This is a genomic window from Deltaproteobacteria bacterium, from assembly GCA_028818775.1.
Taxonomy (GTDB): domain Bacteria; phylum Desulfobacterota; class Binatia; order UBA9968; family JAJDTQ01; genus JAJDTQ01.
In genome coordinates this window covers 1-25,108 of the sequence record JAPPNE010000038.1, presented here as the reverse complement: position 1 = coordinate 25,108, position 25,108 = coordinate 1, and the positions used below count along the sequence as shown (strand labels likewise).

Annotated in this window: 26 protein-coding genes; 25 read left to right on the top strand and 1 reads right to left on the bottom strand. The window is 66.1% G+C overall.

The window, feature by feature from the left end:
• Positions 1–2: 2 nt before the first annotated feature.
• From tsf to leuD, 20 genes are all read left to right on the top strand, one after another.
• On the top strand, positions 3–608 hold the full coding sequence (gene tsf / locus OXU42_03355; protein MDE0028426.1) for a translation elongation factor Ts: 606 nt from the start codon (positions 3–5) through the stop codon (positions 606–608).
• A 31-nt stretch (positions 609–639) separates the two neighbouring features.
• Positions 640–1,371, top strand: a complete 732-nt coding sequence (gene pyrH, locus OXU42_03350; GenBank protein ID MDE0028425.1) for a UMP kinase — start codon at positions 640–642, stop codon at positions 1,369–1,371.
• 28 nt (positions 1,372–1,399) lie between these two features.
• Complete coding sequence (gene frr, locus OXU42_03345) at positions 1,400–1,957, top strand: ribosome recycling factor (protein ID MDE0028424.1); 558 nt, start codon at positions 1,400–1,402, stop codon at positions 1,955–1,957.
• A 52-nt stretch (positions 1,958–2,009) separates the two neighbouring features.
• Entirely contained in the window at positions 2,010–2,753 is a 744-nt protein-coding gene (gene uppS / locus OXU42_03340) for a polyprenyl diphosphate synthase (GenBank protein ID MDE0028423.1), read from the top strand.
• A gap of 28 nt (positions 2,754–2,781) precedes the next feature.
• Entirely contained in the window at positions 2,782–3,552 is a 771-nt protein-coding gene (locus OXU42_03335) for a phosphatidate cytidylyltransferase (protein ID MDE0028422.1), read from the top strand.
• Positions 3,553–3,554: 2 nt separating this feature from the next.
• A complete protein-coding gene (locus OXU42_03330) occupies positions 3,555–4,721 on the top strand; it encodes a 1-deoxy-D-xylulose-5-phosphate reductoisomerase (protein MDE0028421.1) in 1,167 nt (388 codons plus the stop codon).
• Complete coding sequence (gene rseP, locus OXU42_03325; GenBank protein MDE0028420.1) at positions 4,718–5,791, top strand: RIP metalloprotease RseP; 1,074 nt, start codon at positions 4,718–4,720, stop codon at positions 5,789–5,791. Before OXU42_03330 ends, rseP begins: the two co-directional genes overlap by 4 nt.
• 11 nt (positions 5,792–5,802) lie before the next feature.
• On the top strand, positions 5,803–6,549 hold the full coding sequence (gene tsaB / locus OXU42_03320) for a tRNA (adenosine(37)-N6)-threonylcarbamoyltransferase complex dimerization subunit type 1 TsaB (protein ID MDE0028419.1): 747 nt from the start codon (positions 5,803–5,805) through the stop codon (positions 6,547–6,549).
• Positions 6,550–6,642: 93 nt separating this feature from the next.
• Entirely contained in the window at positions 6,643–6,870 is a 228-nt protein-coding gene (locus OXU42_03315) for a DUF465 domain-containing protein (GenBank protein ID MDE0028418.1), read from the top strand.
• 12 nt (positions 6,871–6,882) lie between these two features.
• Positions 6,883–8,658: a biosynthetic-type acetolactate synthase large subunit gene (gene ilvB / locus OXU42_03310; protein MDE0028417.1), complete on the top strand. Its 1,776-nt coding sequence runs from the start codon at positions 6,883–6,885 to the stop codon at positions 8,656–8,658.
• Positions 8,659–8,682: 24 nt separating this feature from the next.
• Positions 8,683–9,165 carry an acetolactate synthase small subunit gene (gene ilvN / locus OXU42_03305; GenBank protein MDE0028416.1) on the top strand — a complete coding sequence of 161 codons (483 nt, stop codon included), beginning with the start codon at positions 8,683–8,685 and terminating at the stop codon, positions 9,163–9,165.
• Positions 9,166–9,217: 52 nt separating this feature from the next.
• A complete protein-coding gene (gene ilvC, locus OXU42_03300; GenBank protein MDE0028415.1) occupies positions 9,218–10,234 on the top strand; it encodes a ketol-acid reductoisomerase in 1,017 nt (338 codons plus the stop codon).
• A 20-nt stretch (positions 10,235–10,254) separates the two neighbouring features.
• Positions 10,255–10,893, top strand: a complete 639-nt coding sequence (locus tag OXU42_03295; protein MDE0028414.1) for a phosphatidylserine decarboxylase family protein — start codon at positions 10,255–10,257, stop codon at positions 10,891–10,893.
• 11 nt (positions 10,894–10,904) lie between these two features.
• The gene (gene pssA, locus OXU42_03290; GenBank protein ID MDE0028413.1) at positions 10,905–11,753 is read left to right on the top strand and encodes a CDP-diacylglycerol--serine O-phosphatidyltransferase; all 849 of its coding nucleotides are present in this window, start codon (positions 10,905–10,907) and stop codon (positions 11,751–11,753) included.
• Positions 11,754–11,825: 72 nt separating this feature from the next.
• On the top strand, positions 11,826–13,382 hold the full coding sequence (locus OXU42_03285; GenBank protein ID MDE0028412.1) for a 2-isopropylmalate synthase: 1,557 nt from the start codon (positions 11,826–11,828) through the stop codon (positions 13,380–13,382).
• On the top strand, positions 13,379–14,473 hold the full coding sequence (gene leuB / locus OXU42_03280) for a 3-isopropylmalate dehydrogenase (protein ID MDE0028411.1): 1,095 nt from the start codon (positions 13,379–13,381) through the stop codon (positions 14,471–14,473). The genes OXU42_03285 and leuB overlap by 4 nt, the downstream gene beginning before the upstream one ends.
• A 173-nt stretch (positions 14,474–14,646) precedes the next feature.
• On the top strand, positions 14,647–15,681 hold the full coding sequence (locus OXU42_03275; protein ID MDE0028410.1) for an aspartate-semialdehyde dehydrogenase: 1,035 nt from the start codon (positions 14,647–14,649) through the stop codon (positions 15,679–15,681).
• Positions 15,682–15,892: 211 nt separating this feature from the next.
• Positions 15,893–16,627 (top strand): tRNA pseudouridine(38-40) synthase TruA, encoded by a 735-nt coding sequence (truA, locus tag OXU42_03270; GenBank protein MDE0028409.1) that lies wholly within the window; start codon positions 15,893–15,895, stop codon positions 16,625–16,627.
• 195 nt (positions 16,628–16,822) lie between these two features.
• The gene (gene leuC, locus OXU42_03265; GenBank protein ID MDE0028408.1) at positions 16,823–18,220 is read left to right on the top strand and encodes a 3-isopropylmalate dehydratase large subunit; all 1,398 of its coding nucleotides are present in this window, start codon (positions 16,823–16,825) and stop codon (positions 18,218–18,220) included.
• A 19-nt stretch (positions 18,221–18,239) separates the two neighbouring features.
• Positions 18,240–18,860, top strand: coding sequence for a 3-isopropylmalate dehydratase small subunit (gene leuD / locus OXU42_03260; GenBank protein ID MDE0028407.1), 621 nt, complete (start codon positions 18,240–18,242; stop codon positions 18,858–18,860).
• A gap of 4 nt (positions 18,861–18,864) precedes the next feature.
• Here the strand turns inward: leuD and OXU42_03255 are convergent, their stop codons facing one another.
• The gene (locus OXU42_03255; protein MDE0028406.1) at positions 18,865–19,773 is read right to left on the bottom strand and encodes an LLM class flavin-dependent oxidoreductase; all 909 of its coding nucleotides are present in this window, start codon (positions 19,771–19,773) and stop codon (positions 18,865–18,867) included.
• Between the two features lie 201 nt (positions 19,774–19,974).
• On the opposite strand from OXU42_03255, the gene OXU42_03250 reads away from it, so the two are divergent.
• From OXU42_03250 to OXU42_03230, 5 genes are all read left to right on the top strand, one after another.
• On the top strand, positions 19,975–21,486 hold the full coding sequence (locus tag OXU42_03250; GenBank protein ID MDE0028405.1) for a tripartite tricarboxylate transporter permease: 1,512 nt from the start codon (positions 19,975–19,977) through the stop codon (positions 21,484–21,486).
• Positions 21,476–22,012: a tripartite tricarboxylate transporter TctB family protein gene (locus OXU42_03245; GenBank protein ID MDE0028404.1), complete on the top strand. Its 537-nt coding sequence runs from the start codon at positions 21,476–21,478 to the stop codon at positions 22,010–22,012. The genes OXU42_03250 and OXU42_03245 overlap by 11 nt, the downstream gene beginning before the upstream one ends.
• 108 nt (positions 22,013–22,120) lie before the next feature.
• The gene (locus OXU42_03240; GenBank protein ID MDE0028403.1) at positions 22,121–22,519 is read left to right on the top strand and encodes a hypothetical protein; all 399 of its coding nucleotides are present in this window, start codon (positions 22,121–22,123) and stop codon (positions 22,517–22,519) included.
• Positions 22,520–22,742: 223 nt separating this feature from the next.
• The gene (locus OXU42_03235) at positions 22,743–23,828 is read left to right on the top strand and encodes a tripartite tricarboxylate transporter substrate-binding protein (GenBank protein MDE0028402.1); all 1,086 of its coding nucleotides are present in this window, start codon (positions 22,743–22,745) and stop codon (positions 23,826–23,828) included.
• A gap of 50 nt (positions 23,829–23,878) precedes the next feature.
• Complete coding sequence (locus OXU42_03230) at positions 23,879–24,979, top strand: hypothetical protein (protein MDE0028401.1); 1,101 nt, start codon at positions 23,879–23,881, stop codon at positions 24,977–24,979.
• The last annotated feature ends 129 nt before the right edge of the window (positions 24,980–25,108 follow it).

The following is a 25,108-nucleotide window of genomic DNA, read 5'->3' as shown; positions in this document are numbered from 1 at the left end:
GCATGGCCATCGACGCGAGTCTAGTCAAGGAGCTGCGAGATAAGACCGGCGCGGGTTTCATGGACTGCAAGAAGGCCCTCCTCGAATGTGAGGGTGACTTCGAGAAGTCCGTGGACCATCTGCGGGCGAAGGGGCTCGCGCTGGCGGCGCGCAAGTCGGAGCGCGAGGCCAGCGAAGGCCTGGTGGGTGCGTACATCCACGGCGGCAGCAAGATCGGGGTCCTGCTGGAGGTGAACTGCGAGACCGACTTCGTGGCCCGGACGGAGGAGTTCCAGGCGCTGGTGAAGGACATCTCGATGCAGATCGCCGCGGCCAACCCGCGTTACGTACAACGCGAGGACGTCGGCGAAGAGGAGTTGGATCGGGAACGGTCCATTTACCGGCAGCAGGCCGCGGAGCTCAACAAGCCCGCGGCGGTGTTGGACAAGATCGTCGACGGCAAGATGGAGCGCTTCTACGAGGACGCGTGCCTCATGGAGCAGGCTTTCATCAAGGAACCCACCCGCCGCGTGAAGGACCTGATCCAGGACGCCGTCGCGCGCTTGGGGGAGAACATCCGCGTTCGGCGTTTCGTCCGCTACACGGTTGGCGAAGGCATGAAGGACTAGCGGCCGCCCGCGCTCACCAGGGTCCCAACGAATGACGGACGCGGAGCTGAGATACAGGCGAGTCATTCTGAAGATCACGGGAGAGGTTCTCGCAGGAGAACGCCAGTACGGCATCGATCCAGCCACCGTCGCGCGGTTCGTGGAGGAGATTCGGGAGGTCCACGAGCTGGGCTGCGAGATAGCCCTGGTTATCGGCGGCGGCAACATCCTGCGTGGCGCCGAGGCGAGCGAACACGGTATCGACCGGGCCAGCGCCGACTACATGGGCATGCTCGCCACGGTCATCAACAGCATGGCACTGCAGGACGCGCTCGAGAAGATCGGCGTCTCCACGCGGGTGATGTCGGCGATCGAGATGCGACAGGTGGCCGAGTTGTACATTCGCCGGCGCGCCGTGCGGCACCTGGAGAAGGGCCGCGTGGTGATTCTGGCGGGCGGCACCGGCAACCCCTTCTTCACCACGGACACGACCGCCAGCCTGCGCGCCATGGAAGTGGGCGCCGAGGTGATCCTGAAGGCCACCAAGGTGCGCGGCGTGTACGACACCGATCCGCTGAAGAACCACGAGGCGAAGCTCTTCCGCGAGTTGACCCACATGGAGGTGCTCAGCAAGGAGCTCAAGGTGATGGACTCGACCGCCATCTCGCTCTGCATGGACAACCGGCTTCCCATCATCGTCTTCAACGTCATGGAGCGGGGCAACATACGCAAGGTGGTCAGCGGTCAGCCCATCGGCACCCTGGTGAGCATGGGAACCGGGTAACCGGAGACAAGCCCGTAGGTGGTGACAGATGGACGATGTCTTCTTTCAGGCTTTTCAGGACGACCTGGAGACGACCCTGGCGGCCATGCGCCGGGAGTTGGGACGGGTGCGCACCGGCAGGGCTTCGGCCTCCCTCTTCGACGGGGTCGTGGTGGAATACTACGGCACCCAGACGCCCTTGAACCAGATCGCCACCGTCGCCGTTCCCGAGCCTCGGCTGGTGACGATCCAGGCCTATGATCGCAGCGCCATCGCCGGCATCGAAAGAGCCATTCTCAAGGCGGACCTGGGCCTCACCCCCGCCAACGACGGTCAGCTCATCCGGGTGCCGATTCCGGAGCTCAGCGAGGAGCGGCGCAGGGACTTGGTGAAGCAGGTGCGCAAGACCGCGGAGGAATACCGGGTCTCCGTGCGCAACCATCGGCGCGCCGCCATCGAAGAGCTGAAGTCGATGCAGAAGGGCAAGGAGATCACCGAGGACGACGTCAAGCACGGCCAGGACCGCATCCAGAAGATCACCACGGATTTCGTCGGCAAGGTGGACGGGTTCCTCAAGGCCAAGGAAGAGGAGATCATGGAGGTCTAGTGTCCCACGGCACTGGTGCAGCCCCCGGGCTGCCACCTTTCGGGTCTTCGCAATGAATCTCCACGGGCTGGAAAAGAGCCGGCTCCCCACTCATGTCGCGATCATCATGGACGGCAATGGACGCTGGGCCAGGCTGCGCGGCAAGAGTCGTCTGGAAGGCCACCGGGAGGGTACGGCCGCGGTGCGTGCCACGGTGGAATTGAGCCGTGACCTGGGCATTCGCTACCTTTCGCTGTACGCGTTCTCCTCGGAAAACTGGAACCGCCCGCACGATGAGGTGGAGGGGTTGATGGCGTTGCTGGAGAGCTACCTGGAGTGCGAGCAAGAGCGCATGATGCGCGAGGGCATCCGGCTCATGGCCATCGGCGACCGCCAACGCCTGCCCGTGTCGGTGCGCCGGGTGCTGGACCAGAACATAGACCTCACGCGCCACAACACCGCCATCACCGTCATCCTGGCGTTGAGCTACAGCGGCCGTGACGACATCGTCAGGACGGTCCGGGACATCGCCCGCAAGGTGAAGGAAGGGGAGTACGACCTTCCCGAGATCGACGAGTCCCTGGTGGCGGCCCATACGGAGACCGGGTGCATACCTGATCCGGACCTCTTGATCCGCACCAGCGGAGAGATGCGCATCAGCAATTTCTTCCTTTGGCAGATACCCTACACGGAGCTCTACATCACCCCGACGCTGTGGCCTGACTTCTCCAAGCGTCAGTACATCGAGGCGTTGCTGGAGTTCCAGAGGCGCCAACGTCGATTCGGCAAGACCGACGAGCAGATCCTGCGGGGCTGACCCGGGACACTCGAATGGGGTTACGCAGATGCGCGCCCGCGTACTGACCGCACTGGTCGGAATCCCCTTCGTCGTCGGAATCGTCGTCGCGGACCGCGTCTGGCTGTTCACGCTGTTCGTCGAAGCCCTCGCCCTCGTTGCCCTTTGCGAATACTTCCGCATGGCCTTCCCGGCTCACCGGGGGGTGCGTCTCACGGGAGTGGCGGCCGGCATGCTGTTTTCCCTCACCTTGGCCGCGCCCGGTCTGTCGAGCCTGCTGCCGCTGATCGTGGCGCTCCTGTTCGCCGCGTTCGTCTTTGTCGGGGGCGCGGCGGAGGAACGTTACCGCCACCTCGGCCTGGCCCTGGCCGGCGCCTTCTACCTGGGCTACCTGTTCCCCCACTTCATCGTCCTTTACCGCGGCGGCTACGAGTGGGTGTTGTGGGTGTTGATCGTGGTGTTCTGCAGCGACAGCGCCGCCTACTTCGCCGGTGTGGCCGTGGGCCGGAGAAAGTTGTATCCTTCAATCAGTCCGGGAAAGACGGTGGAGGGCGCCATCGCCGCCACCGTCGCGGGCGCGCTGGCCGGATGGGTGTCGGGTGCGTGGCTGCTGGCGTTGCCGTTGGCGCACTTGCTTTGGCTTTCCCCGGCCATCGCCGTCATCGCGCAGGTCGGCGACCTGTTCGAGTCGCTCATCAAGCGCGGGTTCGCCGCCAAGGACTCCGGCGGCATCCTGCCGGGTCACGGCGGCCTGATGGACCGGCTTGACAGCCTCGTCTTTCCGGGTGTCGTGAGCACCTACTGTCTGCGGTTGCTTTAACCATGAAACGCATCGTCATCCTCGGTTCCACCGGGACCATCGGGGTCAATGCCCTGGACGTGATCCGCACGTTCAAGCGCCGGTTCAAGGTCAGCGGACTCGTGGCCGGACGCAACCTGGAACTGCTGGCGGAGCAGGTGGCGGAGTTCGCCCCGCGCATCGTCAGCGTCACGGAACGCGGTGACGTGGATGTGCTGCGCAAGCTCATGGGGCGGCGCCGGACCGAGATCGTGTACGGCGAGGACGGCGCCGTGGCCGCGGCCACCGAGCCCAGCGCGGACTTCGTGCTCGCGGCCATCGTGGGCGGCGCCGGACTGGTGCCGACCTTCGCCGCGGTGCAGGCCGGCAAGGACGTGGGACTGGCCAACAAGGAAGCCCTGGTGATGTCCGGGGAACTCTTCGTGCGCGAGGCGCGCAAGCGCGGCGTGCGCCTTCTGCCGGTGGACAGCGAGCACAGCGCGGTGTTCCAGTGCCTCGAAGGGAACCGCCGGAAAGACGTGGACAAGATCATCCTCACCGCCTCGGGCGGTCCGTTCCTGCGCACGCCGCTCGGTGAACTGCCGGAGGTCAGCGTCGGTCAGGCGCTGGAGCATCCCACGTGGAAGATGGGTCCCAAGATCACCATCGATTCCGCCACCATGATGAACAAGGGACTGGAGGTCATCGAGGCGCGCTGGCTCTTCGGCCTGCCCGCGGAGCGCGTGGAGGTGATGATCCATCCCCAGAGCATCGTCCACTCCATGGTGCGCTACCGCGACGGCGCGGTCATGGCGCAGCTCGGGATCCCCGACATGCGCATCCCCATCGCCTACGCACTCTCCTACCCGGAACGGCTCGACACCGGGCTGTCGCCGCTCGACCTGACCCAGGGCGGCCAGCTCACCTTCATGGACGTGGAAGGCCCGCGCTATCCCGCCCTGGACATCGCTTACGGCGCGCTCGCCCGGGGAGGCACCGTTCCCCCTGTCCTCAACGCCGCCAACGAGGTGGCGGTGTCGGCTTTCCTGGAAGGACGCATCGGCTTTCGCCGCATCCACGAGATCAGCCGGGAGACCATCGCCTCTCACGAGCCGGTCAAGCCGCGGCGCCTGGAGCAGGTCCTGGAGGCCGACCGCTGGGCGCGGGCGTTCGCCAAGGACCTCGTGCAACGCAACGGGTCGGCCCATTGATCGATATCGTTTTCATGATCGCCGCCGCGGTGGTGGCGTTCGGCGTGCTGGTGTTCCTCCACGAGCTGGGGCACTTCCTCGTGGCCAAGAAGGCCGGCGTGGGCGTGCTCACCTTCTCCATCGGCTTCGGCCCCAAGGTCCTGGTGCGCCGCTACGGCGAAACGGAATACTGCATCAGCGCCTTTCCGTTGGGCGGCTACGTCCGGATGATGGGCGAGGATCCGCGCGAGGAGGTGCTCGACGAGGACCCGGACCGGTCCTTTTCCCAGCGAAGCCTGGCGGCCCGCACCGCCATCGTCGCGGCCGGCCCGGGGGCGAACTTCGTCCTGGCCGTGGCGGTCTTCCTGCTGGTCTTCGTCATTTTCGGCGTCCCCTACCGCACGGCGGAGATCGGCGGTGTCCAGCCGGGTTCGCCCGCGGCCTCGGCCGGGCTCCAGGCCGGCGACCGCGTTGTCATGGTGGGCGACCGCCCCATCCGTTCGTGGGACGCGTTGTCGCACGCGGTTCGGGAGAGCGGCGGCCGCGCACTGGAGCTGGGGGTGGCGCGGGAGGGACGGGAGTTCATGGTCTCCTTGCGCCCCACCGCGGGACAGGCGCCCAATATCCTGGGCGAGACCGAGGACGTGTGGCTCATCGGCATCCAGAGCGCGGGCACCGTGGAGGTGGACCGGCCCAACCCGCTGACCGCGGCGTGGCTGGCGGTGACGCGCACCGTGGAGATGACGCTGCTCACCTTCGAGGTGCTGGTCAAGATGGTGGTGGGCCGGGTCGACTCCGCCAATCTCGGCGGACCGTTGATGATCGCCCAGGTGGCGGGGGAGCAGGCCCAACGGGGCCTTGCCAACTACCTGTTCCTGGTGGCGCTCCTGAGCGTCAACCTCGGCGTGCTCAACCTGCTGCCCATTCCCATGCTGGACGGCGGTCACCTGCTGTTCTTCTTCATCGAGGCCGTGCGCGGAAGACCCCTGGAGGCGAGGCAGCGGGAACGGGCGCAGCAGTTCGGCCTGGTGCTGTTGCTCTTCGTCATGGTGTACGCGTTCTACAACGATCTGGCGCGGCTCTTCGGCTGACCGGCGCGGCGATGAGAGTACTCGGACTGGACACCTCGACGGCGCTGCTGAGCGCCGCGGTCCTGGACGGCGGCGCGTTGGTGGCGGAGCGCGCGCGAGAGTCGGTGCGCCCGCGCGAGCGGCGGCCGGGCCGTTCGAACCACGCCGAGGGTTTGCTGCCGCTCATCGAGGAGGTGCTCGACGACGCCGGCGCAGCGTTCTCGAGCCTCTCGCTCCTGGGCGTGGCGGTGGGGCCGGGCTCGTTCACCGGGCTGCGCATCGGCATCAGCACGGCCAAGGGGCTGGTGTACGGCTCGGAGATCCCGGTGCTCGGGGTGCGCACCCTGGAGGCCTCGGCCTACCGGGTGCCGGCGGAAAAGGACCCCGTTTACGTCTGCCCCATGATCGACGCGCGCAAGGGCGAGGTCTACGCCGCCCTCTTCCGGCGCACGGCGGCGGACTTCGAGTGCCTTATCGAGGATTCCCTGGCGGCACCCGAGGCCATGGTCCGGCGCGTGGAGTCGGTGGCCGCGGGTCCGTGCCTCTACCTGGGGAGCGGCGCCCGGGCCTACGCCGACGTGATCACCCGGTGCGGCGCGGGCCGCGCCCGCGTGAGCGACGGGACCGAATATGCCTCGGTCGCGGCCGCCGTGGCGCGCCTCGCCGAAGCCGGGTACGCCGCCGCGCCGGAGACCGCCGCCGCTTCGCTGGCGCCGCGCTACATCCGCCCGCCCGACGCGGTGGCGAGCGCCCCCCGCGGCGCCGCGGGACAGCCCTGACCACGCTCCGGCGGACCGTTTCGCGTTGACAAGGAAACGGCCGTTGGATAAGTTTGATAGCTTGTCCCAATTCTTCGATCAGGAGGTCGCGACATGGAGGAAAGAGAGGAGCAGATGATTGCTTCCGTCATGGACAAGGACCCGGAACTGCGCAAATACTACGAAGAACATCTCGAGTACGAGCGTCTGCTGGGGGACTTGCATGACAAGGGTTACCTGTCGCCCGAAGAGGAGATGGAGAAGAAGCGCATCCAGAAACTGAAGCTCGTCGGCAAGGACCGGATCATGCAGATTCTCGGCAAGTACAAGTCGGCGAGCTGAGGGGAGAAAACGATGAAGTTGACCGGGTCGGAAATATTTGTGGAGTCGCTCAAGTGCGAGGGAGTGAAAACCATTTTCGGCATCCCTGGCGGAGTGGTCCTCAAGCTGTTTGACGTCCTGCACCAGCAGAACGACGTCGAGGTTGTCCTGACCCGGCATGAGCAGGGCGCGATACACATGGCCGAGGGTTACGGCAAGGCCACGGGCAAGGCAGGCGTGGCGCTGGTGACCTCGGGACCGGGCATGACCAACATCGTCACCGGGCTGGCGGACGCCATGATGGATTCGGTGCCGCTGGTGGCGTTCACCGGCCAGGTGCCCACCGCCCTCATCGGCAACGACGCCTTTCAGGAGGCGGACAACATCGGCATCAGCCGTCCCTGTACCAAGCACAACGTGCTGGTGAAGGACGTCAAGGACCTCGCCACGGTCATCAAGGAGGCCTTCTACATCGCCAACACCGGCCGCCCCGGCCCGGTCCTGGTGGACATCCCCAAGGACGTCACCACGGAGTCCGCCGAGTTCCATTATCCCGACAAGGTCTCGCTCAGGGGTTACCGGCCGACGGTCTCCGGCAACCGCTACCAGATCAAGCAGGCGGCCGGGGAGATCCTCAAGGCCAAGCGGCCGGTGATGTACGTGGGCGGCGGCGCGGTGTTCTCGGGAGCGGCCAACGAGGTGCGCGAGCTGGCGGACCTGACCCAGATCCCGGTGACCATGACGGTGATGGGGTTGGGCTCGTTCCCCGGCACCCATCCGCTGTGCATGGGCATGCTCGGCATGCACGGCACCTATTGCGCCAACATGGCCATGCACGAGGCCGATCTCCTCATCGCCGTGGGCGCCCGCTTCGACGACCGGGTGACCGGCAAGCTGTCGGAGTTCTCGCCGCGCGCGCGTGTGATCCACATCGACATCGATCCCACGTCGATCAAGAAGAACGTCCACGCGCACATCCCCATCGTGGGCGACGTCAAGACGGTATTGAAGGAGTTGGTGCAGGCGCTGAGCTCCATGGACGGCAATCCCGCCAGCGTCAAGGCGCAGCGCCGGCCGTGGCTCAAGCAGGTGAACGCCTGGTCCGCGCAGCATCCGCTGGCGTACCAGCAGGAGGGCAAGAAGGAGACCAAGCCGCAGTACGTCATCGACAAGGCGTACGAGCTGACGAAGCACAAGGCCATCGTGGTCACCGACGTGGGCCAGCACCAGATGTGGGCGGCGCAGTACTTCAAGAGCGGCCTCCAGCGCACCTTCCTCACCTCGGGCGGGCTCGGCACCATGGGCTTCGGGTTCCCCGCCGCCCTCGGCGCGCAGAAGGCGTATCCCAACAAGACCGTGCTGTGCATTACCAGCGAAGGCAGTTTCCAGATGAATCTCCAGGAGCTGGCGGTGGCCGCCATCCACAAGCTGCCGGTGAAGATCATCCTGCTCAACAACCAGTTCCACGGGATGGTGCGCCAGTGGCAGGACCTCTTCTACGAAGGGCGCTACGCCTCCAGCGACTTGGGCAACACTCCCGATTTCGTCAAGCTCGCCGAGGCCTACGGCATTCTCGGGCTCCGCTCCGAGGGGCCGGCGGACGTCGAGGCGGTGCTGAAGGAGGGGTTGAAGCACAAGGGTCCGGTGATGATGGACTTCGTCATCGACCGGTTCGAGAACTGCTATCCGATGATCCCCGCCGGCGGGGCGCAGCACGAGATGGTGCTGGAGGACCCGCCGCAACTGAAGACCGCGCGCAAGCCCTCGCGGAAAAAGGGAGAGGATGCGGACGCCGTTTTGCCGGCGTAAGGGTTCGGCGTAAGGGTTGCGTGCATGGAACATGTGATTTCGGTCCTGGTCGAGAACAACCCGGGTGTGCTCGCGCGCGTGGCGGGCCTGTTCAGCGCTCGTGGCTACAACATCGAAAGCCTTTCCGTGGCGCCCACGCCGGACGCCACGGTGTCCATGATCACGGTGGTGACCTCGGGGGACGAGGTCATCATCGAGCAGATCATGAAGCAGCTCAACAAGGTCATCGAGGTTCTCAAGGTCGTCGACCTGACCGAGGAGGATCACCTCGAGCGGGAAACGGCGCTCATCAAGATCCTCACCAAGCAGGCACAACAGCGGGACGAAGCCATCCGCATCGCGGAGATCTTCCGCGCCAACATCGTCGATTCGACCCCGCAGACCTACACGCTCGAGGTGTCGGGAGACGCCGGCAAGATCCAGGCGGTGATCGATCGCCTGAAGCCCATGGGCATCAAGGAGATCGTCCGCACCGGCCGGATCGCCATCGCGCGCGACGCCCTGTAAAGGGTGGAGCCCGTCCACTTCTCCGTCATTACCCCAACCAGGGAGGTTCGTCATGCAAGTCTATTATGACCAGGACGCGGATCTGAGCCGGATCCGCGACCGCAAGGTCACCGTGCTCGGCTACGGCAGCCAGGGACACGCGCACGCCACGAACCTGCGCGACTCCGGCGTCGACGTGGTGGTGGGTCTGCGGCGCGACAGCGCCTCCTGGGCCAAGGCCGCGGACGCGGGTCTCACGGTGATGGAGACGGCGGAAGCGACGGCGGCGGGGGACGTGGTGATGGTGCTGTTGCCGGACGAGTTGCAAGGGGGCGTCTACCAGGAGGTGATCCAGCCCAACCTCAAGCCCGGCAACTACATGGCCTTCGGCCACGGCTTCAACATCCACTTCAAGCGCGTGGTGCCGCCCGCCGACGTGAACGTCTTCATGGTGGCGCCCAAGGGCCCCGGCCACCTGGTGCGCAGCGAGTTCGAGCGCGGCCGGGGGGTGCCGTGCCTGCTGGCGATTCAGCAGGATCCGTCCGGCGACACCCGCGACGTGGGCCTCGCCTACGCCGCGGCCATCGGCGGCGCCCGCGCGGCGGTCATCGAGACCACGTTCAAGGACGAGACGGAAACCGATCTCTTCGGCGAGCAGACGGTTTTGTGCGGCGGCATCACGGCGCTCATCCAGGCGGGCTACGAGACCCTGGTGGAGGCGGGCTACCCGCCCGAGATGGCGTATTTCGAGTGCTGCCACGAGGTCAAGCTCATCGTCGACCTGATCTACGAGGGCGGGCTGGCCAACATGCGCTATTCCGTCAGCAACACCGCGGAATACGGCGATCTGACGCGCGGGAAGCGCATCGTCGACGACGGCACGCGCAGGGTCATGAAGGAGATTCTGGCGGACATCCAGTCCGGCAAGTTCGCCGACGAGTGGATGAACGAGCACCGCTCCGGCTCGCCCAACTTCAACGAGCTGCGCCAGGCCTCCCGGAGCCATCCCATCGAGAAGGTGGGCGAGCAACTCCGCTCCATGATGCCCTGGCTGGCCGAGAACCGGCTGGTGGACAAGAGCCGGAACTGATCCGGCGTTCCTGGCGCGCGGTGCCGCCGCGCGGGGACACTCCCATCGGAATCGCACGAGAAGGCTACCGGTTCGTTTTTCCGGCCCTGGGCCTGGCGGCGGCGGCCTTTGTCGTAGGCTGGACGGCGGCCGCGGTGGCGCTGCTGGCGGTGGCCGCGGCGGTGGCGGGGTTCTTTCGCGACCCCGCGCGGGTAGCGCCCGGCGGTGAAGGGCTGGTGGTTTCCCCCGCCGACGGCAAGGTCGTGGAAGTCGACGACGACGGTGCGCACCCCCGTGGCCGCAGGGTCAGTATCTTTCTCTCGCCTCTCGACGTGCATATCAATCGCGCGCCGTTGGACGCACGGGTGGCGGACATTCGCTACCAAGCGGGCCGTTTCCTGGCCGCGTACAAGGGCAAGGCATCGGAGGAGAACGAGCGCAACGCGGTCGAGTTGACGGATGCCTCGGGCAGGACCGTCCGCGTGGTGCAGATCGCCGGCTTTCTCGCGCGCCGCATCGTCTGCGACGTCGGACGCGGCGATTCGTTGCAACGGGGCCAGCGTTTTGGCATGATCATGTTCGGCTCGCGCGTGGACCTTCACCTGCCCGCGGACGCCACGGTCGTGGTGCGGCCCGGCGAGCGCGTTCGCGGCGGCGAGACCATCGTCGCGCGGCTTTGACCGTGAATGGCATGGAGAGTTCCAAGAACACCGCCGAGAAGAGGGAAACGCCGCTCCGGAAAGTCGGGTTGATCCCCCGCGGGAAGATGCAACGCCGCCGGCTCAAGCGCCGGGGGCCGTCCACCCGGCTGCGGCGGGGAATCTTCCTGCTGCCGAGCCTGTTCACCGCGGGCAATCTCGTCTGCGGCGTGTTCGCCATCTTCTTTGCCATCGGAGGGGAGTACCCCCAGGCAGCCCTGTGGATCCTGGCGGCGCACGTGCTGGACGGGGTCGACGGCGCGGTCGCGCGCCTCACCCACACCACCAGCCAGTTCGGCGTCGAGTTCGACTCGCTGGCGGACGTGGTTTCGTTCGGCGTGGCTCCAGCGGTGCTGGTGTACGTGTTCGCCCTGCAGTCCTGGGGTCCCTGGGGCGGCCTCGCGCCGGCGCTGTTCGCCGTGTGCGGCGCGTTGCGGCTGGCGCGTTTCAACGTGCAGACCCTGACCGCGGAGAAGAGCTACTTCACAGGCCTGCCCATCCCCGCGGCCGCCGCCATGATCGCCGCCACGCTGTTCATCTTCCTGATGCTGGGGCTCGACGGCGCCGCCGGCAAGCCGGTGGTCTTCACCGTCGTCACCTGCGTGTTGGCGGCCCTGATGGTCAGCAACTTCCGCTACCTGAGCCCGAAGCAGCACCACTTCAAGAGGCGCAGCACCATTTGGTTGTTGCTTTCCGCGTTGGCAGTCGTTATACTTACCATCGCTATGTGGCAGATCGTGCTGTTTGTAGCGTTGTTGCTGTACACGTTATCGGGCCCCTTACTATGGTTACTCGCCGTGCGGAAGCGACGGAGGGAGACGCAGGTACTCGTACAAGCCTGAAATGAGCGAATCCCAGCTTGCATCACCGAAACTCCCGCCCTCCGCGGGAGTTTTTTTTTGAGGAGGAAGACCATGGGCGCCAACAACGTTGTCAACATTTTCGACACGACCCTGAGGGACGGCGAGCAGTCGCCCGGGGCGAGCATGAACATCGACGAGAAGGTCCTCATCGCGCGTCAACTCGACAAGCTGGGAGTGGACGTCATCGAGGCGGGCTTCGCCGCGTCCTCGCCCGGGGACTTCGAGTCCGTGGTGCAGGTGTGCAAGGCGGTCAAGCGGCCCATCGTGCTGAGCTTGGCGCGGGCGCAGCTCGGCGACATCCGCAAGGCGGCCAAGGCGGTGGACGGGGCGCGCAAGCCCGGCCTCCATACCTTCATCGCCACCTCCGACATCCACATGAAGCACAAGCTGCGCATGTCCCGCGACGAGGTCATGGAATCGGTGGGCACGGCGGTGGCCCATGCCCGGCGTTACCTCGACTACGTCGAGTTCTCGGCCGAGGACGCCTCTCGGAGCGACCGGGACTTCCTGGTGGAGGTGTTCAGCGAGGCCATCCGCGCGGGCGCCAAGACCCTCAACATTCCCGACACCACGGGCTACGCGATCCCGTCGGAGTTCGGCGAACTGGTGCGCTACCTGATCGAGAACACCGAAGGGTCGGACAAGGTCACATGGAGCGCCCACTGTCACAACGACCTGGGCCTGGCCGTGGCCAACTCGCTGGCCGCGGTGGCCAACGGCGCGCGCCAGGTGGAGTGCACGGTGAACGGCATCGGCGAGCGCGCCGGCAACACCTCGCTGGAAGAGGTGGTCATGGCGCTCAAGACACGCCAGCCGGTGTTCGGTCTCGACACGCGCATCCACACCGAGCAGATCTACCCGACGTCGCGCCTGCTCTCCCAGGTCACGGGCATCACGGTGCCGCTCAACAAGCCCATCGTGGGCGACAACGCTTTTGCCCACGAGGCCGGTATCCACCAGGACGGCGTGCTCAAGCACAAGCTCAACTACGAGATCATGAAGCCCGAGACCGTCGGCATTACGGGCAACCGGCTGGTGATGGGCAAGCATTCCGGCCGCCACGCCTTCGGCGAGCGGCTGCAGCAGCTCGGCTTCTCCCTCAACAAGGATGAGATCAACCGTGCCTTCGAGCGCTTCAAGGAGCTGGCGGACAAGAAGAAAGAGGTCTTCGACGAGGACATCGAGGCGCTGGTGGCGGACGAGGTGCTGCGCATCCCGAGCCAGCCGGACCGCTACGAGCTGGTGTACATGAACATCGCGTCGAGCTCGGCCGCGGTGCCGTCGGCCACCGTGCGCATGCGCGTGGACGGCGAAGAGAAGATGGCCCACGACACGGGTGACGGGGTGGTGGATGCGTGCTATAAAGCCATCGCCAAGATCTCCGGCAGCCGCGCCGAGCTGCGGCGCTACTCGGTTTCCAGTGTCACCGGCGGCACCGACGCCCAGGGCGAGGTGTCGTGCATGCTCCAGGAAAAGGACATCAACATCTCCGGGAAAGGTTCCCACACGGATATCATCATGGCGAGCGCGCTGGCGTACGTGAACGCGTTGAACCGCCTCGAGTACCGCAAGCGTCATCGCCAGGCTTCAGTCGAGGGGGGTCCATGAGTCACAAGGTAGCGGTGCTTCCGGGCGACGGCATCGGCCCGGAAGTGGTGGCCGAGGCGATGACGGTGCTGCGCCAGGCAGGCGACATCTTCGGATTCACCGTCGAGGTGGAAGAAGGACTGGTGGGGGGTGCGTCCATCGACGCCCACGGCAAGCCCCTGACCGACGAGGTGCTGGCTCTGGCCAAGTCCGCCGACGCGGTGGTGCTGGGTGCCATGGGCGGACCCAAGTGGGACGGACTCGACTACTCCATCCGGCCGGAACGGGCGCTGCTGGCGCTGCGCCAGGAACTGGGGTTGTTCGCCAACCTGCGGCCGGTGAAACTGTTCGCGCCGCTGGCGCGGGCCTCGACGCTCAAGCCCGAGGTGGTGGAAGGCACGGACCTCGTGGTGGTGCGGGAGCTGACCGGGGGCATCTATTTCGGGCAGCCCAAGGGCGTCACGAAGGAGCCCGACGGCAGCGAGCGCGGGGTCAACACCCTGGTCTACACCACGCCGGAGATCGAACGCATCGCGCGGGTGGCCTTCGACGCGGCGCGCCGGCGCCGCGGCCGGGTGACTTCGGTGGACAAGGCCAACGTGTTGGAGTCCACCGAGCTGTGGCGCAAGGTCGTGACGCGCGTGCGCGACGAGGAGGGCTACGGCGACGTGGAGCTGGAGCACGTGCTCGTGGACAATTGCGCCATGCAGCTCATCCGCGATCCCCGGCAGTTCGACGTCATCGTCACCACGAACATGTTCGGCGACATCCTGAGCGACGAGGCCGCCATGCTCACCGGTTCCATCGGCATGCTGCCGTCGGCGAGCCTCGGCGGCAAGGTGGGCATGTACGAGCCGGTGCACGGCAGCGCGCCGGACATCGCCGGGCAGGACAAGGCCAACCCGCTGGCCACCATCCTCACCGTGGCGCTGATGTTGCGCCACTCCTTCGACCAGGGCGCCGCCGCCGACTGCATCGAGCAGGCGGTGGAACGGGTGCTGGAGACGGGTTGCCGCACGCTCGACATCGCCGAGGGCGAGGCCGCGGTGGTGGGCTGCAAGGAGATGGGCGAGCGGGTGCGCCGGGAGATCGAGGCGAGCCGGGCGGCGTAAGTTGGCGTCCTTCGACTTCGCTTCGCTACGCTCAGGACGAACGGTTGTAGGATCCATTGCCCGTTCGTCCTGAGCCCTTCGACAAGCTCAGGACAGGCTCCTCGGCGAAGTCGAAGGACGCCAGTTCTTGTGGAGGCAGCCCGGAGCCCGAAAGTTTCAGGCAAGGGAGAGACATGGGCGCTTTCAAGGACAAGGACACGTACAACGTGGCGGTGGTGGGAGCCACCGGCGCGGTGGGCGAGGAAATGCGCAAGATCCTTGAGGAGCGGCAGTTCCCGGTGGATACCCTGCGGCTGCTGGCATCCGAGCGCTCGGCGGGGCAGCGCCTCGACTTTTGCGGCCGGCAGATCCTGGTGGAGGTGCTGGACGAGGACTCCTTCGACGACATCGACATCGCGCTGTTCTCCGCCGGCGGGTCCGTGAGCGCGCGCTACGCGCAGGCGGCGGTGGACGAGGGCGCGGTGGTCATCGACAACACCAGTTGCTTCCGCATGGAGGACGACGTCCCGTTGGTGGTGCCGGAGGTCAACCCGGAGAAGATCGCCGACCACGTCCAGCGCGGCATCATCGCCAACCCCAACTGCTCCACCATCCAGATGGTGGTGGCGCTGAAGCCGCTGTACGACGTGGCGGGCATCAGCCGCATCGTCGTGTCCACCTACCAGTCGGTGTCCGGCGCCGGGCGCCAGGCCATGGAAGAACTCGGCAGGCAGACCGCGGCGCTGTTCAACGGCAAGGACGTGGAATGCGAGAAGTTCCCGCACCAGATCGCGTTCAACTGTATTCCGCACATCGATACGTTCCTCCCCGGCGGCCACACCAAGGAAGAGCTGAAAATGATCCAGGAGACGCGCAAGATCCTGGACGACCCGGACATTCGCATCAGCGTCACGGCCGTGCGCGTACCCGTCTTTTGCAGCCACTCGGAATCCATCAACGTCGAGACCCGCACCAAGCTGACCGCCGGCGACGCGCGCGCGCTTCTCAAGGAGGCGCCCGGCGTGCTGCTGCAGGACGATCTCCAGGCCAACGAGTACCCGCTGGCCACCGAGGCCGCCGGCAAGGACGCCACCTGCGTGGGGCGCATCCGCGAGGACGACTCCGTCGACAACGGCATCAACCTCTGGGTCGTGGCCGACAACCTGCGCAAGGGCGCCGCCCTCAACGCCGTCCAGATCGCCGAGATCCTGATCCGCGACTACCACTGATCCCGCCGTCTCCGAATTCGTCATTCCCGCGAAACAGGCTGTGTCAAACCCCATCTGAGAAAGGCAACAATCTCCTGAAACGTCATTCCCGCGAATGCGGGAATCCAGGCGGGGGAGGTGGGGAAACGCCGCTGTAGTGCCCCGCCACCGCCCCTGGATTCCCGCTTCCGCGGGAATGACGGATAGGCTTGCTCGGGGGTGGTGTCTACCCATGAACGTTCGACTGACCCTCGAATACGACGGCACCCGCTACCGGGGATGGCAACTCCAGCCCGAGGGGCCGACGGTCCAGGGCGCGCTGGAGGAGGCGCTGGCGGTGCTGCTCAAGGAGCCCGTGCGCATCCACGGTTCCGGGCGCACCGACGCCGGCGTGCACGCGCTGGGCCAGGTGGCGAACTTCTCCTGTCCCGACGACCGGGACCTGGGGCGGCTCCGGCGGAGCCTCAACGCGCTTACCCCGGATGATATCACGGTCAAGGCGGTGGAGGAGGAGTCTCCGTCCTTCGAAGCCCGCCGGGACGCGCGCCGGCGCGTCTACGAGTACCGGCTTTGGAACCACCCTTGGCGGTCGGTGTTCCACGACCGCTACGCGTGGCACGTGATGCGGCCGTTGGACGTGGACGCCATGCGCGCCGCGCTCCCGGCGTTGGAAGGAGAGCACGACTTCTCGTCGTTCCGGGCCGCCGGTTGCGGCGCGGCCACGCCGGTGCGGCGCGTCTACCACAACGCGCTGTTCCCATGGGAAGACCACTGGGTCTACCGCATCGAGGCCACGGGCTATCTGCGCCACATGGTGCGCAACATCGTCGGCACGCTCGTGGAGGTGGGACTGGGCGAGCGGGCGGCGGGCGATCTGCCCGCGCTGATCCGCAGCCGTGACCGCAAGGTCGCCGGCGCCACCGCCCCGGCCCGCGGCCTGTTCCTGGTGGAGGTACACTACGAATAGGCATCTGCGGTGAACCGGTGCCGGATGGCGTCCTTCGACTTCGCTTCGCTACGCTCAGGACGAACGGTGTTGGGCTCCATCGGTGCTGTAATCCATGACACCGTTCGTCCTGAGCGTAGCGAAGCGAAGTCGAAGGACGCTTGAATTGGCACCGGCCGCTGGCTATAAATTCCCGCCAAAGGAGAACATGAATCCATGTCCGAACGTACACTCTATGACAAGGTCTGGGACTCCCACGCGGTGACCACGCTCCCCACCGGGCAGACCCAGCTCTTCATCGGCCTGCACCTGGTCCACGAGGTCACCACGCCGCAGGCTTTCGACATGCTGCGGGAGCGCGGCCTTCCCATCGCCTACCCCGAGCGCACCTTCTCCACCATCGATCACGTGGTCCCCACGGACATGCGCGTCCGGCCCTTTGCAGACGAACAGGCCGAGGCGATGACGGCCGCGCTGGAAAGGAACGTCCGGGACTTCGGCATCGAGTTCTACGGTCTCGACAGCGACCGCCAGGGCATCGTCCACGTCATCGGCCCGCAGTTGGGCCTCACCCAGCCGGGGATGACGCTGGCGTGCGGCGACAGCCACACGAGCACCCACGGCGCCTTCGGCACGCTGGCCTTCGGCATCGGCACCAGCCAGGTGCGGGACGTGCTCGCCACGCAGACCTTGGCCATGGACCGGCTCAAGGTGCGGCGCATCAACGTCAACGGCAAGCTTCCCCTGGGTGTGCACGCCAAGGACGTGATCCTCACCATCATCCGGCAGCTCGGCGTCGGCGGCGGCAAGGGCTACGCGTACGAGTACGCGGGCGAAGTGCTCGACCGCATGAACATGGACGAGCGCATGACCGTGTGCAACATGAGCATCGAGGGCGGCGCGCTCGTGGGTTACGTGAACCCCGATCAGACCACTTACGATTACGTCATGGGCCGGCCGTTCGCGCCCAAGGGCGAGGCGTACGACCGCGCGGTGGCCTACTGGCGCTCCATGGCGTCGGACCCGGACGCGACCTACGACGACGTCGTGGACATCGACGGCTCCGCCATCGAGCCCACGGTCACCTGGGGCATCAATCCCGGCCAGGCGGTGGGCGTGCTGGAGAACCTGCCGCGCCCCGAGGAATTGACCGACCCCAAGAGCGTGGAGAAGGCCTACACGCACATGGGTTGGGAGCCGGGCGCGCCCATACTCGGGACTCCCATCGACGTGGCGTTCATCGGTTCGTGCACCAATTCGCGGCTCTCGGACCTCATCGCCGCGGCGCGGGTGGCCGAGGGGCGGAGGGTGGCCGACGGGGTCAAGGCCCTGGTGGTGCCGGGCTCCGCCGACGTCAAGAAACAGGCCGAGGCCGCCGGCCTCGACCGGGTCTTCACCGAAGCGGGCTTCCAGTGGCGCGAGGCCGGCTGTTCCATGTGCCTGGCCATGAACCCGGACAAGCTCAACGGCCGGGAGGTGTGCGCCTCCTCGTCCAACCGCAACTTCATCGGCCGCCAGGGGAGCCCGGAAGGGCGCACCCTGCTGATGAGCCCCGCCATGGTGGCCGCCGCCGCCTTGAACGGCAAGGTCGTGGACGTGCGCCAGTACAACTGATCAACGGAACGAGGTCGTCATGAACGAGATCAAGCAGGTAGGCGGCAGGGCCGTGGTGGTGCGGGGCCACGACATCGACACCGACCGCATCGTCCCGGCCCGCTACCTCAAGGAAATCACCTTCAACCGGATGGGCGAGTACCCGTTCTTCGACGAGCGCCACGACGCCGGCGGCAACCTCGTCGACCACCCGTTCAACGAAGAGCGCTTCCAGGGCGCCGAGGTGCTGGTGGTGAACCGCAACTTCGGCTGCGGGTCGTCGCGGGAGCACGCGCCCCAGGCACTGTACCGGTGGGGCATCCGCGCCATCATCGGCGAATCCTTCGGCCCCATCTTCGCCGGCAGCAGCGTGCTGCTGGGCATGCCTACGGTGATGGCGTCGTCCGAGGACGTCGGCAGGCTCATGGCGCTGGTGGAGAGCGACCCCACGGCGGAGCTGACGGTGGATCTCGAAGCCCGCAAGGTGCGCCTGCCGGACGGCGGCGACATCGACATCGACATCAGCGACGGCCACCGCAACGCCCTCACCACGGGGACGTGGGACTCCACGGCGCTGCTGCTCGGCAACATGGACGAGGTGGCGCAGACGGCCGACAAGCTGCCCTACATCGGCGACTTCGAGGGCCCGGCGCCGCTGTAGGCGGTTAGCCCTCCACCTGCGGCATTACCTTCTCCACGAAAGTGTCCAGTTGCGTCAGGTCGGAGATGGCGAGGCCGATGATCAGGGTCTGCAGGCCGCCGGCGAAGATGCGGTTGATGCCGTCGGCGCAGGCGCCGGCGCTACCCACCAGCATGTACTTCTCCACGTCCATGCGCACCTTGCCGTAGTAGCGGATGAGGTAGTTCTCGCACGCCTCCACCGCCTTGCTCTTGTCGTCGTCGATGGCGATGAAGGTGAGCCCGGCCTTCTCGATGTCGTCCGGGTTCCGGCCGGCGGCGCGGGCGTGCCCGCTGATCTTCTCCCACACCGCGTCGAAGTTGTGCACCGCGTTGCTGCCGCAGATATAGCCGTCGGCGTACCGGCCCACGCGCTTCAGGACGGACTCGGCACCGCCCCCCATCCACACGGGGGGATGGGGCGACTGCACGGTCTCGGGGCCGAAGTGCGTGCTGTGGAGGTCGAAGTACCGGCCGTGGTGCTCCACCACCTCCTCGGTCCACAGGCGCTTCATGAGCTTGAGGGACTCCTCCGCCCGGCTTCCGCGGTGCTCCCACGGCACCTCCACCGAGGTGAAGTCGTTCTCGCGGCTGCCGAAACCGATGCCCAGCGTCACGCGGCCCTGGGACAGGAAGTCGAGGGTGGCCACCGTCTTGGCCAGGAGCGCGGGATGGCGCAGCGCCGACAGCAGCACCGAGGTGCCCAGGCGGACACGTTGCGTAGCGCCAGCCGCGGCCGCGAGCACGGTCAAGGGTTCCAGGTTGTCGTAGGCGATGCGGTCGATGGTCCAGAACGAGTGCAAACCGCCCTCGTCGCACTTCCGCGCCATGGCGGGGACGAATCCGGCGTCGATATGCGGAGCCGGGTTGACGAAGCACATGCCGATGTTTCCCATGGTGACGTTCCTTTCCGGGGTTGTGTCGCGTTGCGGCTACGGGAGATTAGTCGGTTTCTTTCGATCCCGCAACGGGTGCGTCCGGGCGCCTAGTGATCCTGCGTTGCTCCGCCACAGCCTTGACAGCCCTCCCGGACCTAGATATATCCCTGTGGATTTCGTAGGGGGCAGAAGGGAGTTTCTATGTGGGAAGCTGCCGTCGTGGCATTTGAGAACCTCCTGGTTCCGACCCGGCTGGGGTATCTGTTCATCGGGGTGTTCATGGGGCTCGCCCTGGGCGCCATACCCGGGCTCGGTGGTCTCGTGGGCCTTGCCATCCTGCTGCCCTTCACGTTCGACATGGACTCCTTCGAGGCCTTCGCCATCATGATCGGCCTGATCTCGGTGACGAGCACCTCGGACACCATCCCCTCGGTTCTCTTCGGCGTCCCCGGCACGTCGGCGTCCCAGGCCACCATCCTCGACGGCCATCCCATGGCCAAGAAGGGCGAAGCCGGGCGCGCCTTCGGCGGCGCCTACATGGCGTCGCTGATCGGCGGCGTGTTCGGCTCGCTGGTGCTGGCGCTGTCGATCCCGGTGCTGCGCCCCATCGTGCTGGCGTTCGGCTCCCCCGAGTTCTTCATGCTGGGCTTCCTGGGCATCTCCATGGTGGCGGTGCTGAGCGGCAACGCGCCCGTGAAAGGGCTCATCGCCGGCGCCCTGGGCTTGTGCGTCGGCATGGTCGGGATGGACCCGCAGACCGGCGTGCTCCGTTGGGTCTTCGGGCAGCTCTATCTGTGGGACGGCGTGCCGCTGGTCCCGGTGGCCCTGGGCATCTTCGCCATCCCCGAGATCGTCGATCTCACCATCCGGGGGACACGCATCGCGGACGTGCCCAAGGAGCGGCTCGTAGGGGTGCTCTCGGGGATTCGCGACACCTTCCGCAACTGGTTCCTGGTGTTGCGTTGCGGCGTGGTGGGGGTGTTCGTCGGCGCCATTCCGGGGCTGGGCGCGTCGGTGGTGGACTGGTTCGCCTACGGCCACGCCATCCAGACGGAGAAGGGCGCCAACGAGACCTTCGGCACCGGCGACGTGCGCGGCGTGCTGGCGCCGGAGGCCGCCAACAACGCCAAGGAGGGCGGGGCGCTGATCCCCACCATCGCCTTCGGCGTGCCCGGCAGCGCGTCCATGGCGCTGCTGCTCGGCGCCATGACCATCCAGGGACTGACGCCCGGCTCGGCCATGCTCACCAAGGACCTGGCGGTCACCTACACGATGATCTGGAGCCTGGCCGTGGCCAACATCTTCGGCACGATCCTGTGCATGCTGTTGACCAATACGCTGGCGAAGATCGCCATGGTGCGGATCAACCTGCTGACCCCGCTGGTGGTGGTGATCGTCTTCCTGGCGTCGTTCCAGGCCACTCGGCACTACGGCGATCTCTGGTCGCTCCTGTTCTTCTCGCTGCTGGGCTGGCTCATGAAGCGGTTCGGCTGGCCGCGGCCGCCGCTGATCCTCGGGCTTGTGCTGAGCGGCATCATCGAGAACTACCTCTTCATCTCCGTCAGCCGTTACGGCGCCGCGTGGATGGCCCGTCCCATCGTGATGATCGTGGCGGTGCTCATCGTCGTCAGCCTGTATTACGGCGTGCGCAACGCGCGCAAGCAGCGCGAGCTGCAGCAGGAGCGGGATACGCGGGTGGACCACGAGAGCGGGGATACCGATGAAGCTTAAGGCCAACCCGGGCGCGCTGTTCACCGTCCTCATCCTCATCCTGATGGTGGGTCTGGTGATGACCGCCAAGCAGTGGCAGTTCCAGGCACGGCTGTTCCCTTGGAGCATCGGCATCCCCACCATGCTGCTGTGCTTCCTGCAGCTCGGCATGGACCTCTTCCGCAACAGGAACGAGGATGAGGACCTGGCCGGTGTGATGGACCTGCCGGTGGACCGCAGCGTGCCGGTGTCCGTGGTGATCCAGCGCGCCGTCAACATCTTCTCGTGGATCTTCGGCCTTTACGCCTGCATCTGGATCATCGGCTTCATCCTGAGCGTGCCGCTCTTCCTGCTCCTCTACCTGCGCCTTCAGGCGGGCGAGTCCTGGAAGGTGGCCGTCACCTACATGGTGGTCATGATGGTGTTCATGATCGGGGTGTTCGAGATGGTGCTGCACATCCCCTGGCCTCCGGGCTTGATCGATGCCCCTCAGGCCTTCATTCTGGGACTGGTGGAGCGGTACTTGTCGAGCATGGTGCCCATCTGATATAGGAGGTCAAAGTTCGGTGGGGGGGACTCTTGACATTTGCCGCAGGGTTTACGTATAAATGGGCCGTCTGGATCAGCGGAGCAAATAACCAAAGGGAGGTAGCATATGGTTGCGAAGAAAAGGTTAGTAGGGTTGGCCACGGTCTTGGGTGCGTTGTTCCTGTTGTCGACCGTTGCCATGGCAATGGGCCCCAAGCTGATGGTGGACGTGGGTGGTACGAAGAAGGGCCGGCTGCAGGTCAAGATCTCCGCTGAGGGTCTGAAGGCGGGCCAAGAGGTGGGGATCCGGACGATGATGGGCGGCGTCCTTTCGGACGTGAGCTTCCTGGTGAAGCCCGCCGTTGAGAAGGCCGACGACAAGGGCATGGTCTCGACGACTTGGGGTATCCGGGGTCGGACCATCAAGCGCCTGCTGAAGCCTGGCGACCACGAGGTCATGCTGGTGGACGGTGACGGGAAAACCCTGGCCACCGCGAAGCTGACGATACCGGCAGCCAAGAAATAGGTTTCGTGCGGACGGAGCGCCCCCGGTTTCCGCGCCGGGGACACTCCCGATGCAGGCCGGTTCCGGAAGGGGCGGCCGTCAAGGACAGACGGGCTGAGGAACCCGGTTGTACTGGAGTCCTCGGCCCGTTTGCGTTTGGTGCCGCGTTTCCGTGCGTAGCGGAACGCGGCGGGGTCGGCTTTGCCCGAACGAATGGCTCCATCAGTTGAGAGGTGAACGAATCATGACGAGATCGAGAGCAAAGAGTTGGTGCACCGTGTTTTTCCTATTGCTCTTCGCCGGGTTGACGACGACCGCGGCGTCAGCTCAGACGATTACCATCCTGATCGGTTACCCGCCCGGCGGCGGCCACGACATCGAGGCGCGGGTCATGGCGCGCTACCTGGGGAAGTACCTTGACGGAAACCCCAAAGTCATCGTCCAGAACATGCCCGGGGCCGGAGGCATGATCATGTCCTCCTACGTGTACAACCGGGCGAAGCCCGACGGGAGGACCATCGGCCTTTTCGGCAGCAGCCACGGGCTCCAGGCCGTGCTCGCGCCGCCGGAGATGGTCAAGTACGACCTTCTGAAGATGCCGATCATCTGGTCCGTTGCCGGCATCCAGGTTCATCTGACGCGGGACTTTCTCGGGGCCAGGAACGCCAACGATCTGTTGACCAAGGTCGACCGCTCGAAGATCGCGGTGGCCGGCCGCTCCAAGCAGGGTTCCTCGTGCCTGCGCGGCCAGTTGGCCCTGCGCCTCCTGGGCGTCGAGAAGTACACAGCGGTGTGCGCCTATGGGGGTACCTCACCCATCCGGGCCGCCATGGAACGGAGCGAGGTGAGCTACTTCGTGGCCAGCGACGCGCATCTGGTGGGCGGCGGCGCCTTTGTGGACCTGCACAAACGTGGCTTGGTGTTCCCCATGTACCAGAGCGGTATCCTCAAGGGCGACGGGACCATCGCGCGGTCCGCCACGGTAAAGGGAGATGTCCCCACGCTGTATGAAGTGTTCAAGGCGGTCCACAAGAAGGAGCCCTCGGGGCCCGATTGGGAAGCGTGGCGCGCCATCGGTCTGGGCATCTCGAATCTGACCCGTACCCTGGTGCTGCCTCCGGGCATTGCCGCGGCCAAGGTCAAGGAGTTGCGCGACGCGGTCGGGAAGATGGCCAAGGATCCGGGCTTCGTCAAGGACTGGGAGCGGGTCTTCGGCCAGAAGCTTGCGCCGGTGCTCGTGACGCCTGAAGATGCGAGCCGGATCCGCGACGAGACCATGGCTCCCGCCGAGTGGCAGGACCACCTCCGCAAGTTTGTCGCCGCCAAGTAGGCGTTGGTTGAGCGGAGGGGCGACGCATCCCGCGCGAGAAGGAGAAATCCATGACCCTACGCAGACTGTCGTTGTTGTTCGTGACCTGTGCGGTGCTGGGGATTCTCGTCCACGGCTCCGCGCAGGCCTTCACCGAAGGCAAGAGAATCCAGATCCTGTCCGGCTATTCCCCGGGCGGCGGTCACGACACCGAGGGCCGGCTCATCGCCCGACGGATCGGCAAGTACCTTCCCGGCATGCCCACGAAGGTAGTCAAGATCAACATGCCGGGCGCCTCCGGCCTGATCCACGGCGCTTACGTCCACCACAAGGCCAAGAAGGACGGCCTCACCTGGTCCATCATGGGCACCACCCACCTGAGCAGTTCGGTCCTGAAGGAGCCCAAGCCCAACTTCGACCTGACGAAGATGCCGTCGATTTTCTCTACCAGCGGCGCCTCCGCCGCCATCGTCCGCGACTTCCTCAAGGTCAAGACCGGGGTCGAGCTGACCAAGATCGATCCCAAGACCATCGCGGTTTCCGGGCGCTCCATCACCGGGTCGTCCTTCCTGAATGACGCCATCGGCCTCGACCTGCTGGGCATCAAGGGCTACACTTTCGCGGTGGGCTACCCCGGCACGGCCCAGATGGCCCTGGCGTTCCTGTCGGGAGAGGTTTCCTACGTCGGCGGTACAGGCCTCCATCACGTGCTCGGCAGCGGGGGCCGGTACTATTCCTCCATCCAGGAAGGGGTGGCCGTCGTCATCTGGCAGGGTGGCGTGTTGACTCCCGACGGGAAGGTCATCCGCTCTCCCGGCACCGACATTCCGACCTTCGAGGAAGTCTACAAACAGGTGCAGGGCAAGGCTCCCTCGGGCGCGGCCTGGGAAGCGTACAAGCTGACCGGTCCGACCCTGCGCACCCTGAACCGTACGCTGGTGGTGCCTCCGGGCACGCCGGCGGACCGCGTGGCGATCATCCGGGCCGCCTTCGACAAGATGTACTCCGATCCGGCTTACGTGAAGGAGTGGGAAAAGATCTTCGGGCTCAAGCTGGACTACATCAAGGGTCCGGACGCCGACAAGGTCACCAAGACCCTGCTCCAGCCGTCGCCGGGGTGGGATTGGCTCAAGAACGAGTACATCCCCGCGCTGCTGGCCCGCAAGAAATAGACCAACCCCATTGTCGTGGGGGGGGGGGGGGGGGGGGGCGGGCCGCGGGCGCCCCCCCCCCCCGAGCCCCCCCAAAAAAAAAAAAAAAACAAGGCAGGGGGGCGGAGGGGGGGGGGGGGGGGGGGGGGG

Bases quoted from the DNA above. Each gene is read 5' to 3' on its own strand.
- pssA (MDE0028413.1), top strand. From the start codon at position 10,905: ATGGAGAGTTCCAAGAACACCGCCGAGAAGAGGGAAACGCCGCTCCGG.
- leuB (MDE0028411.1), top strand. From the start codon at position 13,379: ATGAGTCACAAGGTAGCGGTGCTTCCGGGCGACGGCATCGGCCCGGAA.
- OXU42_03255 (MDE0028406.1), bottom strand. From the start codon at position 19,773: ATGGGAAACATCGGCATGTGCTTCGTCAACCCGGCTCCGCATATCGAC.
- leuD (MDE0028407.1), top strand. From the start codon at position 18,240: ATGAACGAGATCAAGCAGGTAGGCGGCAGGGCCGTGGTGGTGCGGGGC.
- ilvN (MDE0028416.1), top strand. From the start codon at position 8,683: ATGGAACATGTGATTTCGGTCCTGGTCGAGAACAACCCGGGTGTGCTC.
- ilvB (MDE0028417.1), top strand. From the start codon at position 6,883: ATGAAGTTGACCGGGTCGGAAATATTTGTGGAGTCGCTCAAGTGCGAG.
- truA (MDE0028409.1), top strand. From the start codon at position 15,893: ATGAACGTTCGACTGACCCTCGAATACGACGGCACCCGCTACCGGGGA.
- leuC (MDE0028408.1), top strand. From the start codon at position 16,823: ATGTCCGAACGTACACTCTATGACAAGGTCTGGGACTCCCACGCGGTG.
- ilvC (MDE0028415.1), top strand. From the start codon at position 9,218: ATGCAAGTCTATTATGACCAGGACGCGGATCTGAGCCGGATCCGCGAC.
- OXU42_03230 (MDE0028401.1), top strand. From the start codon at position 23,879: ATGACCCTACGCAGACTGTCGTTGTTGTTCGTGACCTGTGCGGTGCTG.
- OXU42_03245 (MDE0028404.1), top strand. From the start codon at position 21,476: ATGAAGCTTAAGGCCAACCCGGGCGCGCTGTTCACCGTCCTCATCCTC.
- frr (MDE0028424.1), top strand. From the start codon at position 1,400: ATGGACGATGTCTTCTTTCAGGCTTTTCAGGACGACCTGGAGACGACC.
- uppS (MDE0028423.1), top strand. From the start codon at position 2,010: ATGAATCTCCACGGGCTGGAAAAGAGCCGGCTCCCCACTCATGTCGCG.
- OXU42_03240 (MDE0028403.1), top strand. From the start codon at position 22,121: ATGGTTGCGAAGAAAAGGTTAGTAGGGTTGGCCACGGTCTTGGGTGCG.
- OXU42_03285 (MDE0028412.1), top strand. From the start codon at position 11,826: ATGGGCGCCAACAACGTTGTCAACATTTTCGACACGACCCTGAGGGAC.
- OXU42_03275 (MDE0028410.1), top strand. From the start codon at position 14,647: ATGGGCGCTTTCAAGGACAAGGACACGTACAACGTGGCGGTGGTGGGA.
- tsaB (MDE0028419.1), top strand. From the start codon at position 5,803: ATGAGAGTACTCGGACTGGACACCTCGACGGCGCTGCTGAGCGCCGCG.
- pyrH (MDE0028425.1), top strand. From the start codon at position 640: ATGACGGACGCGGAGCTGAGATACAGGCGAGTCATTCTGAAGATCACG.
- tsf (MDE0028426.1), top strand. From the start codon at position 3: ATGGCCATCGACGCGAGTCTAGTCAAGGAGCTGCGAGATAAGACCGGC.
- OXU42_03335 (MDE0028422.1), top strand. From the start codon at position 2,782: ATGCGCGCCCGCGTACTGACCGCACTGGTCGGAATCCCCTTCGTCGTC.
- OXU42_03315 (MDE0028418.1), top strand. From the start codon at position 6,643: ATGGAGGAAAGAGAGGAGCAGATGATTGCTTCCGTCATGGACAAGGAC.
- OXU42_03235 (MDE0028402.1), top strand. From the start codon at position 22,743: ATGACGAGATCGAGAGCAAAGAGTTGGTGCACCGTGTTTTTCCTATTG.
- OXU42_03330 (MDE0028421.1), top strand. From the start codon at position 3,555: ATGAAACGCATCGTCATCCTCGGTTCCACCGGGACCATCGGGGTCAAT.